Genomic DNA, 20,384 nt, shown 5'->3' on the forward strand with positions numbered 1-20,384 from the left:
ATCTTTGCTTATCACTAATCATTAATCACTAATCGCTAAAAAAATGACTCCTTATTTACAGATAGATAACCTTACTAAATCTTTCGGAGATTTAGTTTTATTTGAAAATATATCTTTTGGTATTGCCGAAGGACAACGTATTGGCTTGATAGCTAAAAACGGAACAGGAAAGACTACGTTATTGAATATAATCTCCGGGAAGGAGGGATATGATAGCGGGAATATTGTATTTCGTCGTGACCTCCGTGTCGATTACCTGGAACAAGATCCTAAATATCCTGAAGAACTTACCGTACTGGAAGCCTGTTTTCATCATGGTAACAGTGTGGTAGAACTGATCAAAGAATATGAACGCTGTATGGAGACAGAGGGACATCCGGGACTGGAAGATCTGTTGGTTCGTATGGATCATGAAAAGGCATGGGAATATGAGCAAAAAGCCAAGCAGATTCTTTCGCAATTGAAAATCCGTAATTTCGATCAGCAGGTGAAGCATCTTTCGGGTGGACAGCTTAAACGGGTAGCTTTGGCAAATGCTTTAATCACTGAGCCTGATCTGCTGATTCTGGATGAGCCTACCAATCACCTCGATCTCGATATGACGGAATGGCTCGAAGAGTATCTGCGTCGTACCAACCTTAGTTTGTTGATGGTAACGCATGACCGTTATTTTCTGGATCGGGTCTGCTCCGAAATTATAGAAATAGACAATCGTCAGGTGTATCAATATAAAGGAAACTACAGTTATTATCTGGAGAAGCGGCAGGAACGTATTGAGGCTACGAATGTAGAAATTGAACGTGCCAATAATCTTTATCGTACGGAACTTGACTGGATGAGACGAATGCCACAGGCTCGTGCGCACAAGGCAAAATATCGTCAGGACGCTTTCTATGAAATAGAAAAAGTGGCTAAACAGCGCTTTAATAATGATAATGTAAAGTTGGACGTAAAAGCATCTTATATTGGTAGTAAGATCTTTGAGGCCGATCATTTATACAAGAGTTTCGGTGATTTGAAGATACTGGAAGATTTCTCTTATATCTTTGCCCGGTATGAAAAGATGGGTATTGTTGGTAATAACGGGACGGGTAAATCTACTTTTATCAAGATGCTGATGGGGCAGGTACAACCGGACAGTGGTACGATAGATATAGGTGAGACCGTTCGTTTTGGATATTATTCGCAGGATGGGCTCCAGTTTGACGAACAGATGAAAGTGATTGATGTTGTGCAGGACATTGCCGAAGTCATAGAACTTGGTAACGGTAAGAAGCTGACAGCTTCGCAGTTTCTGCAACATTTTCTCTTTACGCCCGAGACACAGCATAGTTATGTTTATAAACTGAGTGGGGGAGAGCGTCGTCGCCTTTATCTTTGTACAGTGCTGATGCGTAATCCGAACTTCCTCGTATTGGACGAACCTACCAATGACCTCGATATTATCACGTTGAATGTGCTTGAAGAATATCTTCAGAATTTCAAAGGATGTGTCATAGTCGTATCCCATGACCGTTATTTTATGGATAAGGTGGTAGATCATCTTCTGGTGTTTAACGGGCAAGCGGATATTCGGGATTTCCCGGGTAATTACAGTGATTATCGTGACTGGAAAGAAGCCAAAGCGCAGCGGGAGAAAGAGGCTGAAAAGCCACAGGAAGAGAAGACAGCCCGTGTTCGCCTGAATGAGAAACGTAAAATGAGTTTCAAGGAAAAACGGGAGTTTGAACAACTGGAGAAAGAGATAGCCGGACTGGAAGCTGAAAAAGCAGCGATTGAAGAGCAGTTATGTAGCGGTACGCTTTCGGTAGATGAATTAACCGAAAAGTCTAAACGTCTGCCCGAAGTGAATGATTTGATTGATGAGAAAACAATGCGTTGGTTGGAATTAAGCGAAATAGAATCATGAATCTGACAAACTATCACAGTCATTGCCTGTATTGTGACGGGCGTGCTGATATGGATGCATTTATCCGTTTTGCAATTGCTGAAGGATTTACATCGTATGGTATTTCTTCTCATGCACCGCTTCCTTTCCCTACTGCGTGGACCATGGAATGGGATCAAATGGAAGATTATCTGGCTGAGTTCCGCCGGATGAAAGAGAAGTATGCAGGCAAGATCGAATTCTATTCCGGTCTCGAAATTGATTATTTGAATGAGGAGAGTAATCCTTCGATAGCTCGTTTCCGTAAGTTGCCTCTTGACTATCGCATCGGTTCTGTGCATTTGTTATATAATGATAAGGGAGAAGTTGTGGATATTGATGTAGCTCCTCCTGTGTTTCGTAAGATAGTGGATGAGCACTTTCATGGTGACCTTGACCGGGTAATCCGTCTCTATTATGATCGCCAACTCCGTATGATGGAGTTAGGAGGTTTTGATATTTTGGGGCATGCGGATAAGATGCATTATAATGCGGCTTCCTATCGTCCCGGTTTGTTGGATGAACTGTGGTATGAAAACCTGATGCGTGATTATTTCACAACGATTGCCCGTTATGGTTATATGGTAGAGATTAACTCTAAAGCTTATCATCTATACGGTACATTTTTCCCAAATGAACGTTATTTTCCTTTGTTGAAAGAATTGGGTATCCGGGTGATGGTAAACAGTGATGCCCATTATCCCGAAAAGATCAATGCCGGACGTCCGGAAGCCTTGAAGGCATTGAAGCAGGCCGGATTTAAAACTGTAATGGAAATGCATGAAGGCGAATGGGTGGAATGTAGTATTTTGTAAATAAAATGCCAATATATGTAATGCCCCATTAGGTATATTCTAATGGGGCATTACATATATTATTATGGGAGGTTTCAGTTATTCTGTTCTTTTACATGTATTTGCCTGCAGGAATTCATTTAATAAGACTTCATAGTTGCCCTGTATCAGGATGTGATGATTGCCCAGTGGATTTTTCAGGAAATATTCGGCAGGAGTGTTCATCTTTATTCGTACCTGCGTACGGCACATATTGATGAAGTTCGTATTTTCCGTTAGTGTACCTGTTGACAGATAATATTCGTCCAGACATTCACCGCCACATTTCACAATGGTAACATCTCCTGTTGGTAGTAATCCCTGAATACCGATTCCGCTCTCTGTTTCAAAGTGGTTGCGAATAATATATTTTTCTGTTTGTTTTAAACCTATGGTACAATGAGCCAGAATCAATTCATTGGTGCGGGTATTAATCATCGAAGGATTTGCCATGAACCCAACCTTTCCGGTCAATGCTTTTGCTGTGAGAAGAGTAAATATAGATTGCAGATCACCTTCACATCCGGCAAGGATACCTTCATCATTCAACATTGCTAATGCCAGGCAACCGGTAGCACCTGTTTGTTCTATCATCTTAAAACAACTCAATGTGACGGCACTTAGTTTCTCTTCTTTGCATACCCTTTTGATAGCGCGGTAGAGGCGCATCGCTTTGAGCATATCTTCCGGAGTTCCTTCCCGGCAGGCCAATGCTTGTGAGGCAACAGCAGCACAGGAGGCTCCTACCTCATTGTCGGTGATACGGTCATAGATTTTATACACCCGCTCCAATGGTATATCAATGTACTCTACTCCCCATCGGCGTTTGGCCAGCAGATAATCTACATTGCTTGCTACTAGCCAGGAAGAGGGACTGCCAATCACACCGATACGGACACCAAAAAGTGAACGCTGTGCCTGAAAGTTATTATATAGGATATGTACACGTTTGATAATAGAGGTAAGTTCACCATGCAGAATCTCGCTTTTCATTCCCCGGTTGCGAAGCCAGGAAGATACCTCAAGTGCAGCGGCAAGTGAGTTTTGCATGCCATCTGCAAGGATTACAGCAGGACGGGGAAGAGATTCGAAGTGCTGTATGACCAGTCTTTCTACTCCTCCGGTGGCAATGAATATTATTTTAAAATCGTCATTGCTGAGTTTGTCAATATCTTCATAATTAACAAACCGTACAGTGAAGTATTTCTCTAATTCGCTTAGAATTGCTTCGTGCGAACTACGTATCGAAGATTGTTTGTGTAGTAATGATGCGAATGTGATGAGGTTTATGGTCATTATGGTATTGTTTTAGGTTTCATATATGACAAATGTATAGCTTTCTTTTCATAATACCATAACGTTTTTAACCTTGATAAGGTTTTTAAAGTTTTTATGTCTCTGTATCCGATTTATTGTGTACATTTGCTGCCTCAATTGACAGTTGACAGTTGATAATTGACAATTCATAACTTATAAACCATATATAAAGATTTATGCCAACAATATCTATTCGCGGAAACGAGATGCCTGCATCTCCAATCAGAAAGCTGGCTCCTCTGGCTGATGCAGCCAAGCAAAGAGGGGTTCATGTGTTTCACCTGAATATCGGACAGCCAGACCTGCCCACTCCTCAGGTCGCGATTGATGCGATACGCAATATTGATCGTAAAGTGTTGGAATACAGTCCAAGTGCCGGATATCGCAGTTATCGCGAGAAGCTGGTGGGATACTATCAGAAGTTTAATATCAATCTTACTGCAGACGATATAATCATAACTTCCGGAGGTTCGGAAGCTGTACTTTTTTCGTTTCTCTCTTGCTTGAATCCGGGGGATGAAATCATTGTTCCCGAACCGGCTTATGCTAACTATATGGCATTTGCCATTTCTGCCGGAGCAAAGATTCGTACGATTGCTACTACTATCGAAGAGGGCTTCTCACTGCCTAAAGTAGAAAAGTTTGAAGAGTTGATCAATGAACGTACGAAGGCCATTCTTATTTGTAATCCGAACAATCCGACAGGGTATTTGTATAGTCGCCGGGAGATGAACCAGATTCGTGATTTGGTGAAGAAATATGACTTGTTTCTTTTCTCGGATGAGGTATATCGTGAGTTTATCTATACCGGTTCTCCTTATATATCTGCTTGTCATCTTGAAGGAATAGAGAATAATGTAGTATTGATTGATTCAGTGTCAAAACGTTATTCGGAATGTGGTATTCGTATCGGTGCTTTGATTACGAAGAACAAAGAAATACGTGATGCTGTTATGAAATTCTGCCAGGCTCGTCTGAGTCCTCCATTGATTGGCCAGATTGCTGCTGAGGCTTCACTTGAAGCCAATGAGGATTATCTGCGTGATACGTATGACGAATATGTAGAACGCCGTAAATGTCTGATTGACGGATTGAATCGTATTCCGGGTGTATATTCTCCCATTCCGATGGGAGCATTTTATACGGTAGCTAAGTTGCCGGTAGATGACTCGGATAAATTCTGTGCATGGTGCCTTTCTGATTTTGAGTATGAAGGTCAGACGGTATTTATGGCTCCTGCTTCCGGCTTTTATACTACTCCCGGTGCGGGAATAAATCAGGTCCGTATAGCCTATGTGCTCAAAAAAGAAGATTTGAATCGTGCCCTCTTTGTGTTGCAAAAGGCTTTGGAGGCATATCCGGGAAAGGTGATTTAGTGATAAGCGGATTTAGTGATAAGTGATCAGTACCATGCGGATTATAATATAATCACTTATCACTACTCATTAACTTACTAATCACTTATCACTAACTTACTAATCACTTTTTTCTATGTCTTTATCCCTTTTCATCGCCCGTCGCCTTTATCGTGATACCGATGGCGGAAAGCAGGTATCACGTCCGGCTGTTCTCATCGCTATGGTGGGGATTGCTATTGGTTTGGCGGTGATGATTATTACGGTGGCAGTGGTCATTGGTTTTAAGGGAGAGGTTCGTAATAAGGTTACCGGTTTCGGATCGCATATTCAGATCAGTAATTTTGATGCTGTCCGTTCCTTTGAAACACATCCTGTTGTGGTGAATGACAGTATGATGGCTGCGCTTTCTGCTTATCCGGATGTGAAGCATGTGCAACGTTACTCTACAAAGCCGGGAATGATTAAGACGGATGATGCTTTTCAGGGAATGGTTCTGAAAGGAGTGGGACCTGAGTTTGATGCTTCTTTTTTTCGTAGTAACCTGGTTGAGGGGGAGATTCCTGCATTTAGTGATTCGGTTGCAACCAACCAGGTTGTCATATCTAAAGCACTTTCTGATAAGTTGAAGTTGAAACTGGGTGATAAGATATATACTTATTATATACAGGATAATGTTCGTGTTCGGCCGTTGACTATCAAAGGGATTTATCAGACCAATTTTTCTGAGTATGATAATCTGTTTCTATTGACGGATTTGTACACAGTGAATCGTCTGAACAATTGGAAATCGGAACAGGTAAGTGGCGCAGAGTTGCGGGTCAATGATTATGACAGGTTGGAAAGCATTACTTATGAAGTGGCAGAGAGTACGGATAACCGCGCTGATAAATATGGGGGCGTTTACTTTGTACAGAATATAGAGCAGCTTAATCCTCAGATATTTGAATGGCTTGGATTACTTGATCTCAACGTGTGGGTAATTCTTATTTTAATGGTAGGTGTAGCCGGGTTTACTATGATTTCCGGTTTACTGATTATTATCATTGAACGTACCAATATGATTGGTATCCTGAAGGCTTTAGGAGCCAATAATTTCACCATTCGTAAGGTTTTTCTTTGGTTCTCTGTCTTTCTGATTGGTAAAGGAATGATTTGGGGAAATGCTATTGGATTGCTGTTTTGTGTATTGCAATCCCAGTTCCATATCTTGAAACTCGATCCGGAAAGTTATTATGTAGATTCTGTTCCCGTCTCTTTTAATATCGGATTATTTCTGTTGATTAATATGGGTACGTTGTTTGCCTCTGTATTGATGCTGTTAGGTCCTTCTTATCTGATTACAAAGATTAATCCTGCGAGTTCAATGCGATATGAATAATGATGAATACGGGTTTACCACAGAGTAACACAGAGTTCCACAGAGTGCTATTATCCGGATAAAACGCAGATTAAAGTGCTGATATTCTCTCTTTTATAGGGACATTTACTGAATATCCCTGCTTAAAGATACAAAAAAGGCAACTAACTCGCAATGAATTAGTTGCCTTTAATTTTCTTATTTTAGGAATATCCCTTTATATTTGCGAAAATCTGCGTTAATCCTTTAGATTTGCATCATAATAAATAGAGGTTGAAATATTATCTTTGTAGTTAAAACAAGTTAACCAAGGGAAGCAGGTGACCTATTGCGTTATCTAGGCAGAAGTCCTATACGCAGAATTAGTCCTGCTTTCCTTTTCAGTTGAATCGTCCCAATTAGAATTTTAGGTCATTAGCCTATTAAAGGATTTAGTGAGTTCAACCTATGGTTAACAATAATGGTGTAACAAAATTATGAAAAAGAATTGGTTTATCGGCATTGATGTATCCAAAAAAACATTGGATGTGGTTATTTATGACTCTGCAAAGAAACATGCGGACACTGAGAATTACAAACAGTTATCCAACAGCAAGGAAGGATATGATACCTTACTATCCTGGCTTAAAAAGAAAAAGGCAGCACTTGACCAGATCGTTGTCGGTCTGGAGCATACAGGCACTTACAGTTTTGATTTGCGGCTTTATTTGGAAAAACACCAGATCGATTACTGTACGTTTAACCCTTTGCATCTGAAACGTTCATTAGGTCTGGTTCGTGGCAAAAACGACAAGGTGGATGCCGAAGGGATTGCCTATTTCACCTATCTTCATCGGGAAGAACTTACCTATTCTAAACTTTCAGGAAGTACCGTACTTCGTTTGCAGGACTTGTCGGCTGAGAGGAAGCGCTTTGTCACACAGCAGGCTGAATATAAGGCCTTGTTGACTGACAACAAGGAACGTCCCAGAACAAGTACTCTGCTACGCGCTCAAAATATGGTGGATGTGTTGGAAGGAGAAATTAAAACTGTGGAAGAAGAAATGATTGCACTGGTCGGAAAAGATCCGGCTATTGCAAAAAATTATGAATTGCTGACCGGCATAAAGGGTATTGGAAGTGTCAATGCCATTTCCACCCTCATACACACAAATAACTTTGAAGCGTTTGAAACGGCAAGACAGTATGCCTGTTACTTGGGCATTGCCCCCTTTGAACATACTTCGGGAACCTCAGTCAAGGGGGCCACCAGAGTTTCCCATATAGGGGCAAAACTCTTGAAAGCGGACCTTTCGCAAGCTGCAAAGTCTGCAATTGTATGGGACAAGGAATTGAAAGAATATTATATTCGTAAGACAATGCAGGGAAAAGCTTTTGGAGTGGTATTGAATGCTGTGAAGTTTAAATTGATATGTAGAATGTTTGCAGTTGTCAAAAGAGGAACGCCGTTTGTGGAGTTGAATACATATAAAAGTTAAACAGGCTGCTACACTAGATAGCAACCCATTTAACTTATTTAACTGTTTTTTCTTGCACAAATATTTGCGCAGGTCTTAGAATTCTGCGTTTCAATAGCTCTGCATCCATCGCCTGTCGCACCTTCCCGTGCGGGAAGCACAAGCACTAATACATCAGTTCCACTTTTACCGGGAAGTGATCAGAGGGTGTGTGTGCCTCGTAGCTTTCAATAGAAATCTCTTCCGGACAATCCTTTGCATTGGCTTTTTCTATTCCTGTAGCTTTTGCGCTTCTATAAGTATCTGTCAGTACCCCGTATTTTTTTACTTTGAACAGCGGAGATATAAAAACATGATCTATCCGGCTTTCCGTGAAGTTATTCGGGTCAAAGCTGTTGAATGTTCCATTGGTAGCGTAGCGGAAGTCTGCTGTTTCATAAGAGTCAACAAGTACTCCCTTTTCGGTTAATGCTTTGTAAGAACTGTGTGTCTGATCTACATTAAAATCTCCTGTGAGGATAGCAGGGAGATTAGCTCCCAGTTCTTTCATCTTCTCTTGTACGAGGAAGGCACTTTCTACACGGGCTTTTTTACCAATGTGATCCATATGGAGGTTAAAGAACAGAAATTCGAATCCGGAATCTTTGCATTTAAAATGTCCCCAACTACAGATGCGAGGTAATACGGCATCCCAACCTATACTTGCTGTATCGGGTGTTTCCGACAGCCAGAAATCTCCTTTCTTGAGAAGATCAAATTTATCTGTACGGTAGAAAATAGCAGAATGTTCTCCTGCCTCTTTGCCATCGTTACGGCCTACACCAATGTAGGTATAACCGGGTAATGCCGCTTTCAGATCTTCCAATTGGCGAATGTATCCTTCCTGTGTTCCAAAGATATCGAAGTCGTGGTATTGTATGAGTTTGGCAATAACCGGATAGCGCGTTCCCCAACCGTTTCCGGCAATAGAGTCGCCTTCATTAGCATAACGAAGGTTATAAGATGCTGCTGTAAATGCTCCGTGTTCAATCGGTTTTTGACTTTGGCAACTGAGTAAACCTATGAGCAGGACGGCTAAAATTAAAAGATTCTTTTTCATAATAATGTATTTAAAGTAGGTTTGTTGTGTTATCTTCTCATGAAGTCTCCTTTCCCCCGATAGAAACGATAGAGTTTGAATTTGAGAGTCTGAAGGGGTTGTAACAGGTCAAATACAGGAAGAGAAAAATAATAGCGTCGGTTGTCTCCTTGTTCTGTCGCTGTCTTATTGATCACAATGGCTTGTGTAATATAACGTATTAACCATATAAATAGAGCAATACCGGTTACTAACCAATGGAGATGCAGTATTCCGAATATAATACCGGCTATACAAACTATATAAAACAACAGGCGTGAGAAGGTTTCAAAACCAAGAAAGTAGCGCTGGACACCTTTAAAATAACGTGCAGTAGCCATATAGCTCACTTTCTCCTCTTTCCAGTCTTTGTATCTTTCTACGGGTTGCATCCGTATTACAGCATTACTATTTGTTTCTACCCGTGTATTATCAGGAGTCGCAATCTGGTTAATGAACAAGTCGTCTTCGCCTCGTTGCAGATTCAGGTGGGTAGAGTATCCTTTTTCTTTGAAAAACATCTCTTTCCGGTATGCTAGATTACGTCCCAGTCCCATATATGGTTTTCCGGCAAGAGCAAATCCCAGATAACGCAGTGATGTAAATAAAGCATCGAATGATATGCGTTTATGCAACCATCCCTTGCCACGTTCGTATCCGCTGTATCCCAATACAATTTGGGTATGAGGGGTAAAATTGCGTGCCATTAGTCGTAACCATTGGTTACTTGTAGGTTGACAGTTGGCTTCGGTGAATACCAGCCAATCGTATTTACTCGCTTTGATACCTAGTGTTAATGCCAGCTTTTTACGACTGATATACCGGGCACTTTCCGGAGTGAAACTATGATATAGATGTTGATATTTCTCTTCAAAGGCAGAGAGTACTTCTTCGCTTTCATCCGTAGAACCGTCGTTGATGACAATCACTTCAAATTGTGGGTAGTCTTGTTCAAGAATGGCAGGCAGAAACTGGCGTAGATTAGACGATTCATTGCGTGCACAGATAATGACCGATAGAGGAGGAAGCTCTTTGGTAAAGTGCAGTTCGTTTTTTTTATCTGCGATATTTCGTGTATGTATCCGGTTATAGATGCCCAGATAATAGAATAACTGAATCACGAGAAGAATTCCGGCTGCTGATAGTAGAATCAGTTCGAAAGTATTGAATGTAAATGCTTCCATTGATTTTTATGTCGTTTTGGTCTTGCAAAAGTACGCAATTTTTCGGGAGATTCACTGTTTTACCATTCGGTTATTTTCGTCCATCCAGATATTCCCGCTTGAACATATCAACAAAGAGGAAAAATAAGGATAAAAGTAAAGGACCGAAGATGACTCCCATGAATCCAAATAGAGAGAGGCCAATGACTACTCCGAAAATAGTAATGAGCGGATGGATGTCTGCCATTCGTTTTTGCAGGATGAAACGTATCAGGTTATCAAGCTGCGAAACAATAATGCCTCCGTAGGCTACCAGTCCGATGGCATTGAACCAATCACCTGTAACTGCCATATATACAGCTACAGGAAACCATACCAGAGCCGTGCCTACCATTGGGATAACTGTGGCAAAACAGGTTAAGAAACCAAGTAACAAGGCATCGGGAGCTCCGAAAATGAAATAACCAATCATAGCCACTCCTCCTTGTATAATTGCAAGAAGTGGAATTCCAATGGCATTGGAGCGTACAATCATATTAATTTCATGTATCACATGTTTCGTATTTGTGGCATTGAATGGAAGAATATCGTTGATATAGGCTTCCATTCTGCTGCCACCTATCAACATGAAATATAGTACGAATACCAGTACGAACAGATTGATGGCAAAACTACTGATGCCCCCCATTACAGCTTGCCCGATGCGGGGAAGAGCCGAAACAATAAACGACACAGTATCACTGCCCAATACATCATAACCTGTTTTGGCTTTGATAATACCTGCCATCTCTTCAATGGGAGCAATGATAGATTGTGGGTCCAGATTGAAATTCTGCAATTTGTTGACTATGAGCCACACGGTAAGTGAAATAGGGACCAGAAAACATAAAATAGCTTCGGCAGTGATCAGCAGAGCCGAAATGCTTCGTTTTATCTTTCGTATTTCAGTGAGGTGCATCATCTGTTTTCTAACAAGAATATAGATAGTCAATGCTCCCAGAAGACCACCCAGGAAAGGAGTGATCTGTTTGAACAGGATGATTCCTAATCCAATAATAATAGCGATAAGTGAAAATTTCCAATATTGCTCTTTTGTACTCATAGTTTAATGTTTTATCATAAATATAAACGCAAAATGAGCTATAAAGGTTTGAGATTATGGAGGTTCTATGACGAATATTGTTTTTCCCGGCTGGTTTGTGGTAATAAAATAGGGAGATACTAACCATCTGTCATTTATAGATATGGGGAAGATATCAATCCATATCTGCTTTTACCCAATCTTCTATCATTGTGGGAAGCGGACCATAAGGTTGTACGCTTTCTGTTCGTAAAGGTTTCATTGTACCAAAATCTACTTTGTAGTTTTTACCTTCGGGGGTTACATAATAGACATTGTCTTTTTCTCTTTCATTAAAGGGAATATAAAACATACTTTCTTCCTCTTTAGAAACAGGATACCAGCCGGTGACAAACGGTCTGTTTTTTATATTCAGCGGATAAGTTATATAGTTGAAAAGATAGCAATAGGTATCGAAATCAATATCGTAAGGAAAGCTTAGTACATGCGCTTTGTTAGTGAATTTTTGTATCTTGATAATAGCTCTGTCCTTTTCTTTATTATACATGGCGCAGAAATCTTTTACTAATGTTTCAATTTCGTTGCTATCCACCTTCTCTACTAATATTATTTTGTTATTGGATACTTTATTCTGTGTGAGTATACAGTTTCTTCGTGTTCTTTCTGTTTGTCTTTTTTGTTTCCTTAGTCTCATTTTGTATAAGTCCCAGTACAGAAAGAGGATAAATGCGGCTATTGATGTAAAATATGCTATGGCTGCATGAGAATATTGTGTCTCTGCAAACATAAGCATACAGATTGCCATTCCCAATGAGCCTACAGGTAATCCGATGTTGTCATTCTTTTCCGAGTTACGGTACAATTCTTTGAAGTGAGGACAGTAAATCCATAAGAAGCTGATGAGTGCACTGATCCCAAATAAAATGAGAGTCCCATATTGTTTCGATAAACTTGAGGGAATTTCCAATCCACTCATTCTGAACAGAGTTACCAGAATGATCCAGCTGCCTGTCATTAACGTGTTGACACGTATGAATGGCAATACATATTGCTTTAATGTATTTAGTTTTTCCATATATACTGTTTGGCTTGTCTTGTGGGTAAAGTTAAATATTTTTGTTCTATATCCAATTGATAAAAGAAAAAATATTCATATATGTTGATTCTAATGTCTCTTGACATTCTCTCCTTGTCTACAAAATAACACTGTATGTCTCATTTCCGAAGATCAGTTTTTATCTTGCTTTACCTTCGCAGCAGAATTAAAAAAACAAAAAGAATGAATAAGACAGAATTACTGGCGGCTATGTCCATACAGTCTGATATGAATGTAGACGATTGTAGCCGGATGTTGAAATCTTTAAAAAAGGTTGTAAGTGATGAATTATCACAGAAACTTCGACGGAGTGGCGGCTGGATTTTATTAGGAATAGCTTTATTGGTGTCTGTTTGTGTGTTTGGTCAGGAGAAGGCAATGCGGGCTCCTGTACAGATCATCCGTGGAATAGTTATTGATGGTGCATCCCGTCATCCCATTCCTTATGCTACGGTTCAATTGACAGATAAACCGGAGATGGGTACTGTAAGTGATTTCAAGAATACATTGTTTATTCTTTTTGGCCACAAATAAAAGCGTCACAACCCTTTTTTACTGTAATCATGTTGATAGATTATATTTCTGCACTCTTGATGACTACACTTTGTATGGTAGGAGGTTCTATGACTGTTTTATTGAAACTATGGATAGTTAATAATCAGCGTATTGCACAGTTGGAGAAAGCACATGTTTTATCAGAGGTAGAACAACTGAAAGAACAAGTCGGCCCCTCACTTTTATTTAAAATATTAAACCGTTCGGGGCATCTGGCTCTTATTGATCCGATCAAAGCTTCAAAGATGTTAATGAAACTTAGCCAATTACTACGTTATCAGCTGTATGATTGCAGTAGAGAAAAGGTGCTGCTTGGAAGTGAAATAAGTTTTCTCACTAATTATCTGACGTTGGAACAATTAAGTTCGGAGCGGTTTGAGTATAGCCTCTCTTCGGATGGAGATGTGAATTGTATCTTTGTTCTTCCTTTGCTTTTCATTCCTTTTGTGCAATATGCGGTAGAGCAGATGTGTGAACAGGGCATTTCATTTATATCTGTACATATCCGTCTGAAGGCTGATGTCGACGATATTATATTTGTCTGTTCCTGTCCGGGCATTGATTTCTTTGTAGGTGACGAACGAGGATTAGAGCGAATCAGACAAAGGCTTGATCTCCAATACGGGCAGTATTATGATCTGCAATTAGAAAAGGAAAATATTCATCTGGAGTTGAGAGGAGGTGAGGTATGGAGAAGAAAATAGATGATGGGGTTGTTTCCGATTTCTTGTTAGGTCCTCGTTGTAGGCTTTACCGGCATCTGCTACTACAGCTTGTGGTTTTACTGATAACCGTAAATGTACTTTGGTACGAACCTTTGCAGTCTCTTACGATCCTGCATCGTTTATTGGGATGGGTTATTTATTGGGCTACAATCGATTTTGTAATTTATACTAACATATATTGGCTGGTTCCCCGATTTTTGCAAAAGAATCGCTTAGGACTTTATTTGCTCACGGTCCTGGGAGTGATTTTTCTTGCTATACTTATCACGGTTGTTTATCAGGATATACTATATGCTTCTGCGATGCCCAGTCAGTATCCCGGTAGTTTTGCTATGTTCGTCAATGCTTTTTCCGGAATTCTCACAATTGGTTTTATTACTGCCGGTACGGCTGCTATTATGCTATTTCGGCATTGGATACTTTTTAAATTGGAGGATTTATTGCGTTATCAGATGAATGATAGCTCTCGTGAGAATGTTTCTCTTAGCTCTGATATTCGTTTTTTGAATGATTATCTGAATCTTGAAAAGATACGTCGTGACAAGTTTGAGTATACCCTTATCCAAGAGGGAGACATCGATTCTGTCTGGCTTCCGCCTTTATTGTTTATTCCTTTTGTAGAAAATGCAGTGAAGCACAATTCAGACAGTGAGAATCCTTCTTATGTTCATGTTTCTTTTAAAGTTTGTGACGCGCATCTGGAGTTTCAGTGTGAAAACTCAAAGCCGGTTATAGTGAAAGAGAAAGGTAGGGTAGGAGGTATCGGACTTGCAAATATCCGTCGCCGATTGACTTTGTTATATCCCGGGCATTATCTTTTAGAGAGAAAAGAAACCAAAGAAAACTATACTGTAATTTTATATTTGGATTTATGAATTGTATTATTGTAGATGATGAACCACTGGCGCGAGAGGCGATGGAATTGCTGATTGCAGATACCGGTGTACTCAATCTTATGGGAACTTTCAACAGCGCGGTGTCTGCTTCCCGTTTCATGGAAGAGTATTCGGTTGATCTTATCTTTCTGGATATTCAGATGCCCGGTATTACCGGTATTGAGTTTGCCCGTACCATCTCCAGGAAGACACTTGTTATTTTCACTACTGCTTATACAGAATATGCCCTTGATAGTTATGAGGTAGATGCTGTTGATTATCTTGTCAAACCCATTGAACCGGAACGCTTTAGAAAAGCTGTTGACAAAGCCGTTTCCTATCACTTACTTTTATTGAAAGAAGAAAAAGAGGCTATTGAAACCATTAAAGCTGCTGAATACTTCTTTGTCAAGGCAGACCGCCGTTACTTTAAAGTGAACTTTGCTGATATTCTTTTTATTGAAGGGCTAAAAGACTATGTAATTCTACAACTTGACGACCAGCGTATTATTACCCGCATGACTCTGAAAGCAGTTTTCGACCTTTTACCGGAAAACACTTTTATTCGGGTAAATAAGTCTTATATAGTTAATACCCGGCATATTGATTCTTTTGATAATAACGATATCTTTATTAAATCCAACGAGATAGCTATCGGTAATAGTTACCGTGATGCTTTTTTTGAAGAGTTTGTATTACGAAAGAGAATCAGATAAGTTTGTTTGTATATTGTTTCTTTGAAAAGGTGATACGTTTAGACGATATTGGATAATAAAATAACTAAATTAGAACATATAAGCAGGTAAAGTATCATAATTTTGTCAGAACAAAAATAGTATACTATGAAGAATAAGTTTTTGATAAGTTCTTTACTGTTGTCTTTAATAGGAGGTAGTACAGTTGCCGGCACTGTTCCGGACAAGGAACATCCTAATATTATTGAAAGTAAGAGCTTTGGAAAAGAAGTGGAACCGATGGGCAGAACAACAACACGTTTTTCCTTTTGAATACCGTCCTTGGGGAGAACGTATTAAATACTATAAAATATTGAATCCTGATCAAAGCGGGAAATAACATTAGGGTCTATAGATGGAATTAGTTTTTTTGAAGTGTATCTTGTGCAGAGAGATGTATTGGTACTGAGCACCCCATTGTTATGTATTCACATTCTTCCATGATTAATTCAGCCAACGAATGTTATAAAAGAACAATAATCAACACATTATGGTATTTACTGTTTTAATCACCGTATCTTGCAGGATATGAAGAATAGACTCCCGCCTATTTTATCCCGCCTCAGTATAAACTATTCTAAAAAATGAATCATGAAAGGTAAAGAAAGAAAAAAAGAAGCCAAGAAAGAGAAGTCAGACAAAGCAGGCTCAAAAGTTCTGACTGAGTATCAGAGAGAGAAACAAAGTAAGAGTGAAAGCAAAACGTTCGTAATGCCCAAAACTTAATGGTAAAAATCAAAAGGGAAGGCGTAATACTTGAAACGACTTCTCTTGAGTTTGAAAATGAAAGTGTGATGAATCCGGCAGTAATTGCCGAAGGAAATACGGTACATATGTTCTATCGTGCCGTGAGAGAGGGTAATCATTCCACCATTGGTTACTGTCGTCTTGAGGGCCCCTTGAAGGTGGTAGAAAGGAATACTGTTCCATTGCTGGTGCCTGAGTTTCCGTATGAATGTCAGGGGGTGGAAGATCCCCGTATCGTACAGATTGAAGACATTTATTATTTAACCTATACAGCTTATGACGGTTTCAGTGCTGTAGGTGCTTGGGCTGTCTCTTCTGACCTAAAACATTTTGAGAAAAAAGGAGTTCTCACTTCTCAGATTACGTATCCTCGTTTTAAGGAGTTACTTCGTTCGCAACCGGCTGTTATAGCCAAGTATTATCGTTCCTATAACAAACGGGAAGCCGTAAATGACAAAGGGAAACCTTTGTATCTAATGGATAAAAATCTGGTGTTTTTCCCCCGTAAGATAAACGGGAAGTTTTATTTTATGCACCGGATCCGTCCCGACATCCAGTTTGTAGCTGTAGAGCAATTGGAAGAACTTACTGTAGCCTTCTGGAAACAATACTTCTTGAATTTTGCATCTCATATATTGCTGGCTCCTCTCTATGAGCATGAGTCAAGTTATATTGGTGCAGGATGTCCTCCCATAGAAACACCTGTCGGCTGGCTGCTGATATACCACAGTGTATATGATACTCCTGCCGGATATGTGTACTCTGCTTGTGCTGCCTTGCTGGATATAAACGATCCGTCCGTTGAACTGGCACGCTTGCCGTATCCTTTATTTTCTCCTACAATCGGATATGAACTTTCCGGTGTAGTCAGCCGGGTGTGTTTCCCTACGGGTTCAGCTTCGTTTGGCGATACACTTTATATCTACTATGGAGCGGCTGATAAACAAGTGGCTTGTGTGTCGGTACAACTGACTGAGTTATTGAATGAGTTAATAAGTCAAATTAAATGAAAAAGATAATATGCATAACTACTTATCCTCCTCGTGAATGTGGTATTGCTACTTTTGCACAAGACCTGATTCGGAATATAATGACTAAATTTGGTGATTCTTATTCTATAAAAGTGTGTGCGGTAGAATCCGATACAGAAAAGCATGTTTATTCAAAAGAGGTGGAATATACGTTGGATACATCAGACGCTGCTGCCTTTGGTGCACTTGCTGTACAACTGAATACAGAGCGGGAAGTGGAGATGATACTTGTACAACATGAGTTCGGACTGTTTCATGAGAATAGAATGGCCTTCCTGCAATTGTTGGAACAATTGTGTAAACCGGTAGTTTTAATTTTCCATACGGTGCTATCCCATCCTTCTTCTGGGTTGTACGCCTATATAGGGCGTATGGCGGTTGCCTGTGATTCTCTTGTGGTGATGACGTATACTTCTTATAGTATTCTTGAAAGAGAATACCATGTTCCTACCGGGAAGCTGACAGTTATCCCCCATGGTACTCATTTGGTTTCACTTCGCGATAAGAAGAAATTAAAGGAAATATATTATGTTTCCGGTAGGAGGATACTCTCTACCTTTGGTCTGCTGAGTGCCGGAAAGAGTGTTGAAACTACGCTGAAAGCCCTGCCGGAGATTGTGAAAAAGAATCCCACTGTATTGTTTCTCATCATAGGGAAAACACATCCTATGGTGCTTAAGGCAGAAGGAGAGGCATATCGTGAAATGCTTAAAGTGCAGGTTGCCAATCTGGAACTGGAAGAGTATGTCCGGTTTGTCAATTGCTATCTTGAGCTTCCGGTACTATTGGAATATCTGCAACTTACTGATATTTATCTCTTCACCTCCAGCGATCCTTGCCAGGCGGTAAGCGGCACTTTTGTTTATGCACTGAGTTGCGGATGCCCTATTGTGGCTACGCCTATACCGCACGCACTGGAATTGTTGAGTGATGAATCCGGTGTCATCTTCGATTTCAAAGATTCTGCTCAACTGGCCATTGCGGTTAATCGTTTGCTTGCCGATGAGGCATCGCGTTCGGAGATGCAGATTGCCGGCTTGCAAAAAACAGCCGGTACTGCCTGGGAAAACTCAGCCATTGCCTATGCTTTATTATTTCGTACTATCGGTGAAAAAGAGAGAGAACCTCTTGTCTACTCTTTGCCGCCGATTAATATTCGTCATATATTGCGGATGACCCGTCAGTGGGGAATTGTACAATTTGCAAAGGGAAACCGTCCCGATTTAAAAACGGGTTATACACTGGACGACAATGCGCGTGCGTTGATTGCACTGTGCCAGATTGTCGCTTCCGGGATAAACGGATCTTGTACTCGGTATATTAAAACTTATCTTGAACTTATCTGCTACTGCCAGCAACCGGATGGTTCTTTTCTGAATTATATAGATAAGAATCATACCTTCACAAATCAGAATAAAGTGGTAGGACTTGAAGATTCCAATGGCCGGGGTATTTGGGCACTGGGATACTTTATTTTTTATGGCAGGCTTTTTCCGGACTCTTGGGTAGAAGAAGCTCGGGTAGTGCTTCAAAATACTTTTCAGCAGATCAGATGGATGAAGTCTCCCCGTAGCATAGCTTTTGCACTCAAAGGTTTGTATTATTATAACCTGATGTACCCCTCTGATGAGGTACAAGAACTGATCCGGTTATCGGCAGATAAGCTGGCTCGGTGCTACCGGTTGACGGCAAAGGGCAAATGGAACTGGTTTGAGACTTACCTCACTTATGATAACAGTATTCTGCCCGAGGCGATGTTACTGGCTTATCTGGCAACGGAAGACGACACATATAAGACGATAGCACGAAAGTCGTTCGATTTTTTATTGGAGAAACTATTTCCTGAAGATCATATCCGGGTAGTTTCCAACCAGGGCTGGATGCATAAGGAAAAGGAATGCCATAAATATGGTGAACAGCCGGTGGATGTGGCAGGGTGTGTCATTGCATTATCTGTTTTTTATCGGGTATTTCCGGAAGAAGAATACCTAATTAGACAGCGAATTGCCTTTAATTGGTTTTTGGGGCACAATCAACTGCATCAGATAGTTTACAATCCTGCTACAGGAGGCTGTTATGACGGGTTGGAAGAGAATAATGTTAACTTGAATCAGGGAGCCGAATCTACTACTTGCTATCTCATGGCAAGGATGTCTTTGGAGTGAGGAGTAATGCTCTGTTACCATATATATGGTGCCTCATTATAATATATTTTAACGAGGCACTATATATGGGCGTTTTTATTTACAGATGATTATTTCTATATAGCTTCCATTTTTTATTTCTTTTCTAATAGAAACTCGTCTACTATTTTAATCAGCTGATCTTTGGGCATTGCTCCTTGTAAAATTTTTGGTTCTCCTTTTACTGGAATCATTAATAAGGTGGGGATACTTTGGATACCGAATGTTCCGGCGAGTTCAGACTCTTTATCCACATCTATTTTATATACATCTATTTTCCCGGCATAGTCTTTACTTATATTATCCAAAATGGGTGCCATTGCTTTACAAGGACCACACCATGTCGCGTAAAAATCGATGATCGCAGGACGATTGCCTTCAAATTTCCACTCATTGGGATTGGCTTCGTAATTATATACTTTTTTTAAAAAGTCTGCTTTAGTTAATGCTATTACTTCCATATTGCTTTGTTCTTTTTGAAAATTAGCACTTTTATTGTCTTTATTACCTGCACAGGCTGTTGCTATAAAAGTCAGTGTGAGGGCAAAAATTGCAGTTAAGGTTTTAATTGATTTCATATACTTCCTTTTTTTATTGTTTTTACTGTTGCAAAGATAGTGCTGTCAAACATATATATAAATGACAATTTAGCTGAAATGTTTGGCGATTTTTCCCTTTTAACGCTCTTCATAAAAACTTTTCTCAAGAATTATCCTGTTATTTTACTTCCACCAGACTCTTGTAGGATATTTCATCAGAATTGAGTAATAGTTTTAAAAGTATACGTAAATGTTTTGAGGTGGGGATTATAAACGCTTATAAACTATT

Annotated in this window: 19 protein-coding genes; 13 read left to right on the plus strand and 6 right to left on the minus strand. The window is 40.0% G+C overall.

Annotated features, from left to right (window positions below; all coding sequences use genetic code 11):
* Nucleotides 1–43: 43 nt before the first annotated feature.
* Complete coding sequence (locus VCM39_RS07130) at nt 44–1,909, plus strand: ABC-F family ATP-binding cassette domain-containing protein (protein ID WP_322934252.1); 1,866 nt, start codon at nt 44–46, stop codon at nt 1,907–1,909.
* Entirely contained in the window at nt 1,906–2,742 is an 837-nt protein-coding gene (locus VCM39_RS07135; protein ID WP_322934253.1) for a histidinol-phosphatase, read from the plus strand. Before VCM39_RS07130 ends, VCM39_RS07135 begins: the two co-directional genes overlap by 4 nt.
* Nucleotides 2,743–2,820: 78 nt before the next feature.
* Here VCM39_RS07135 and VCM39_RS07140 read toward each other — a convergent pair whose 3' ends face one another.
* A complete protein-coding gene (locus VCM39_RS07140; RefSeq protein ID WP_221649451.1) occupies nt 2,821–4,056 on the minus strand; it encodes a fucose isomerase in 1,236 nt (411 codons plus the stop codon).
* A 197-nt stretch (nt 4,057–4,253) separates the two neighbouring features.
* On the opposite strand from VCM39_RS07140, the gene VCM39_RS07145 reads away from it, so the two are divergent.
* The 3 genes from VCM39_RS07145 (at nt 4,254) to VCM39_RS07155 (ending at nt 8,270) form a co-directional block, all read left to right on the plus strand.
* A complete protein-coding gene (locus VCM39_RS07145) occupies nt 4,254–5,453 on the plus strand; it encodes a pyridoxal phosphate-dependent aminotransferase (RefSeq protein ID WP_002561446.1) in 1,200 nt (399 codons plus the stop codon).
* Between the two features lie 115 nt (nt 5,454–5,568).
* Nucleotides 5,569–6,813, plus strand: a complete 1,245-nt coding sequence (locus VCM39_RS07150) for an ABC transporter permease (RefSeq protein ID WP_322934254.1) — start codon at nt 5,569–5,571, stop codon at nt 6,811–6,813.
* 455 nt (nt 6,814–7,268) lie between these two features.
* Nucleotides 7,269–8,270, plus strand: a complete 1,002-nt coding sequence (locus tag VCM39_RS07155; protein WP_322934266.1) for an IS110 family transposase — start codon at nt 7,269–7,271, stop codon at nt 8,268–8,270.
* A gap of 145 nt (nt 8,271–8,415) precedes the next feature.
* Here the strand turns inward: VCM39_RS07155 and VCM39_RS07160 are convergent, their stop codons facing one another.
* The 4 genes from VCM39_RS07160 to VCM39_RS07175 form a co-directional block, all read right to left on the minus strand.
* Nucleotides 8,416–9,348 (minus strand): endonuclease/exonuclease/phosphatase family protein, encoded by a 933-nt coding sequence (locus VCM39_RS07160; protein WP_221649449.1) that lies wholly within the window; start codon nt 9,346–9,348, stop codon nt 8,416–8,418.
* Between the two features lie 29 nt (nt 9,349–9,377).
* Nucleotides 9,378–10,550 (minus strand): glycosyltransferase, encoded by a 1,173-nt coding sequence (locus VCM39_RS07165; RefSeq protein ID WP_221649448.1) that lies wholly within the window; start codon nt 10,548–10,550, stop codon nt 9,378–9,380.
* Between the two features lie 70 nt (nt 10,551–10,620).
* Nucleotides 10,621–11,631, minus strand: a complete 1,011-nt coding sequence (locus VCM39_RS07170; protein WP_221649447.1) for an AI-2E family transporter — start codon at nt 11,629–11,631, stop codon at nt 10,621–10,623.
* 154 nt (nt 11,632–11,785) lie between these two features.
* Entirely contained in the window at nt 11,786–12,685 is a 900-nt protein-coding gene (locus VCM39_RS07175) for a hypothetical protein (protein ID WP_255585498.1), read from the minus strand.
* Nucleotides 12,686–12,889: 204 nt separating this feature from the next.
* On the opposite strand from VCM39_RS07175, the gene VCM39_RS07180 reads away from it, so the two are divergent.
* The 8 genes from VCM39_RS07180 (at nt 12,890) to VCM39_RS07215 (ending at nt 19,538) form a co-directional block, all read left to right on the plus strand.
* Nucleotides 12,890–13,240, plus strand: coding sequence for a hypothetical protein (locus VCM39_RS07180; protein ID WP_322933503.1), 351 nt, complete (start codon nt 12,890–12,892; stop codon nt 13,238–13,240).
* Nucleotides 13,241–13,269: 29 nt separating this feature from the next.
* A complete protein-coding gene (locus VCM39_RS07185; protein WP_322933502.1) occupies nt 13,270–13,965 on the plus strand; it encodes a sensor histidine kinase in 696 nt (231 codons plus the stop codon).
* Nucleotides 13,950–14,861, plus strand: a complete 912-nt coding sequence (locus VCM39_RS07190; RefSeq protein WP_221649444.1) for a sensor histidine kinase — start codon at nt 13,950–13,952, stop codon at nt 14,859–14,861. The genes VCM39_RS07185 and VCM39_RS07190 overlap by 16 nt, the downstream gene beginning before the upstream one ends.
* Nucleotides 14,858–15,577, plus strand: a complete 720-nt coding sequence (locus VCM39_RS07195; RefSeq protein WP_322933501.1) for a LytR/AlgR family response regulator transcription factor — start codon at nt 14,858–14,860, stop codon at nt 15,575–15,577. The genes VCM39_RS07190 and VCM39_RS07195 overlap by 4 nt, the downstream gene beginning before the upstream one ends.
* Nucleotides 15,578–15,703: 126 nt before the next feature.
* Nucleotides 15,704–15,868, plus strand: coding sequence for a hypothetical protein (locus tag VCM39_RS07200; protein WP_322933500.1), 165 nt, complete (start codon nt 15,704–15,706; stop codon nt 15,866–15,868).
* Nucleotides 15,869–16,186: 318 nt separating this feature from the next.
* Entirely contained in the window at nt 16,187–16,321 is a 135-nt protein-coding gene (locus VCM39_RS07205; protein WP_255585496.1) for a hypothetical protein, read from the plus strand.
* Nucleotides 16,321–17,352 (plus strand): pesticidal protein Cry7Aa, encoded by a 1,032-nt coding sequence (locus tag VCM39_RS07210; protein ID WP_221649441.1) that lies wholly within the window; start codon nt 16,321–16,323, stop codon nt 17,350–17,352. The genes VCM39_RS07205 and VCM39_RS07210 overlap by 1 nt, the downstream gene beginning before the upstream one ends.
* Nucleotides 17,349–19,538: a glycosyltransferase gene (locus tag VCM39_RS07215; RefSeq protein WP_322933499.1), complete on the plus strand. Its 2,190-nt coding sequence runs from the start codon at nt 17,349–17,351 to the stop codon at nt 19,536–19,538. The genes VCM39_RS07210 and VCM39_RS07215 overlap by 4 nt, the downstream gene beginning before the upstream one ends.
* A gap of 113 nt (nt 19,539–19,651) precedes the next feature.
* Here VCM39_RS07215 and trxA read toward each other — a convergent pair whose 3' ends face one another.
* Nucleotides 19,652–20,134 carry a thioredoxin gene (gene trxA / locus VCM39_RS07220; RefSeq protein ID WP_289292664.1) on the minus strand — a complete coding sequence of 161 codons (483 nt, stop codon included), beginning with the start codon at nt 20,132–20,134 and terminating at the stop codon, nt 19,652–19,654.
* Nucleotides 20,135–20,384 lie beyond the last annotated feature (250 nt).

The sequence above is a fragment of the Bacteroides mucinivorans genome (genome assembly GCF_034654355.2).
Lineage (GTDB): Bacteria > Bacteroidota > Bacteroidia > Bacteroidales > Bacteroidaceae > Bacteroides > Bacteroides nordii.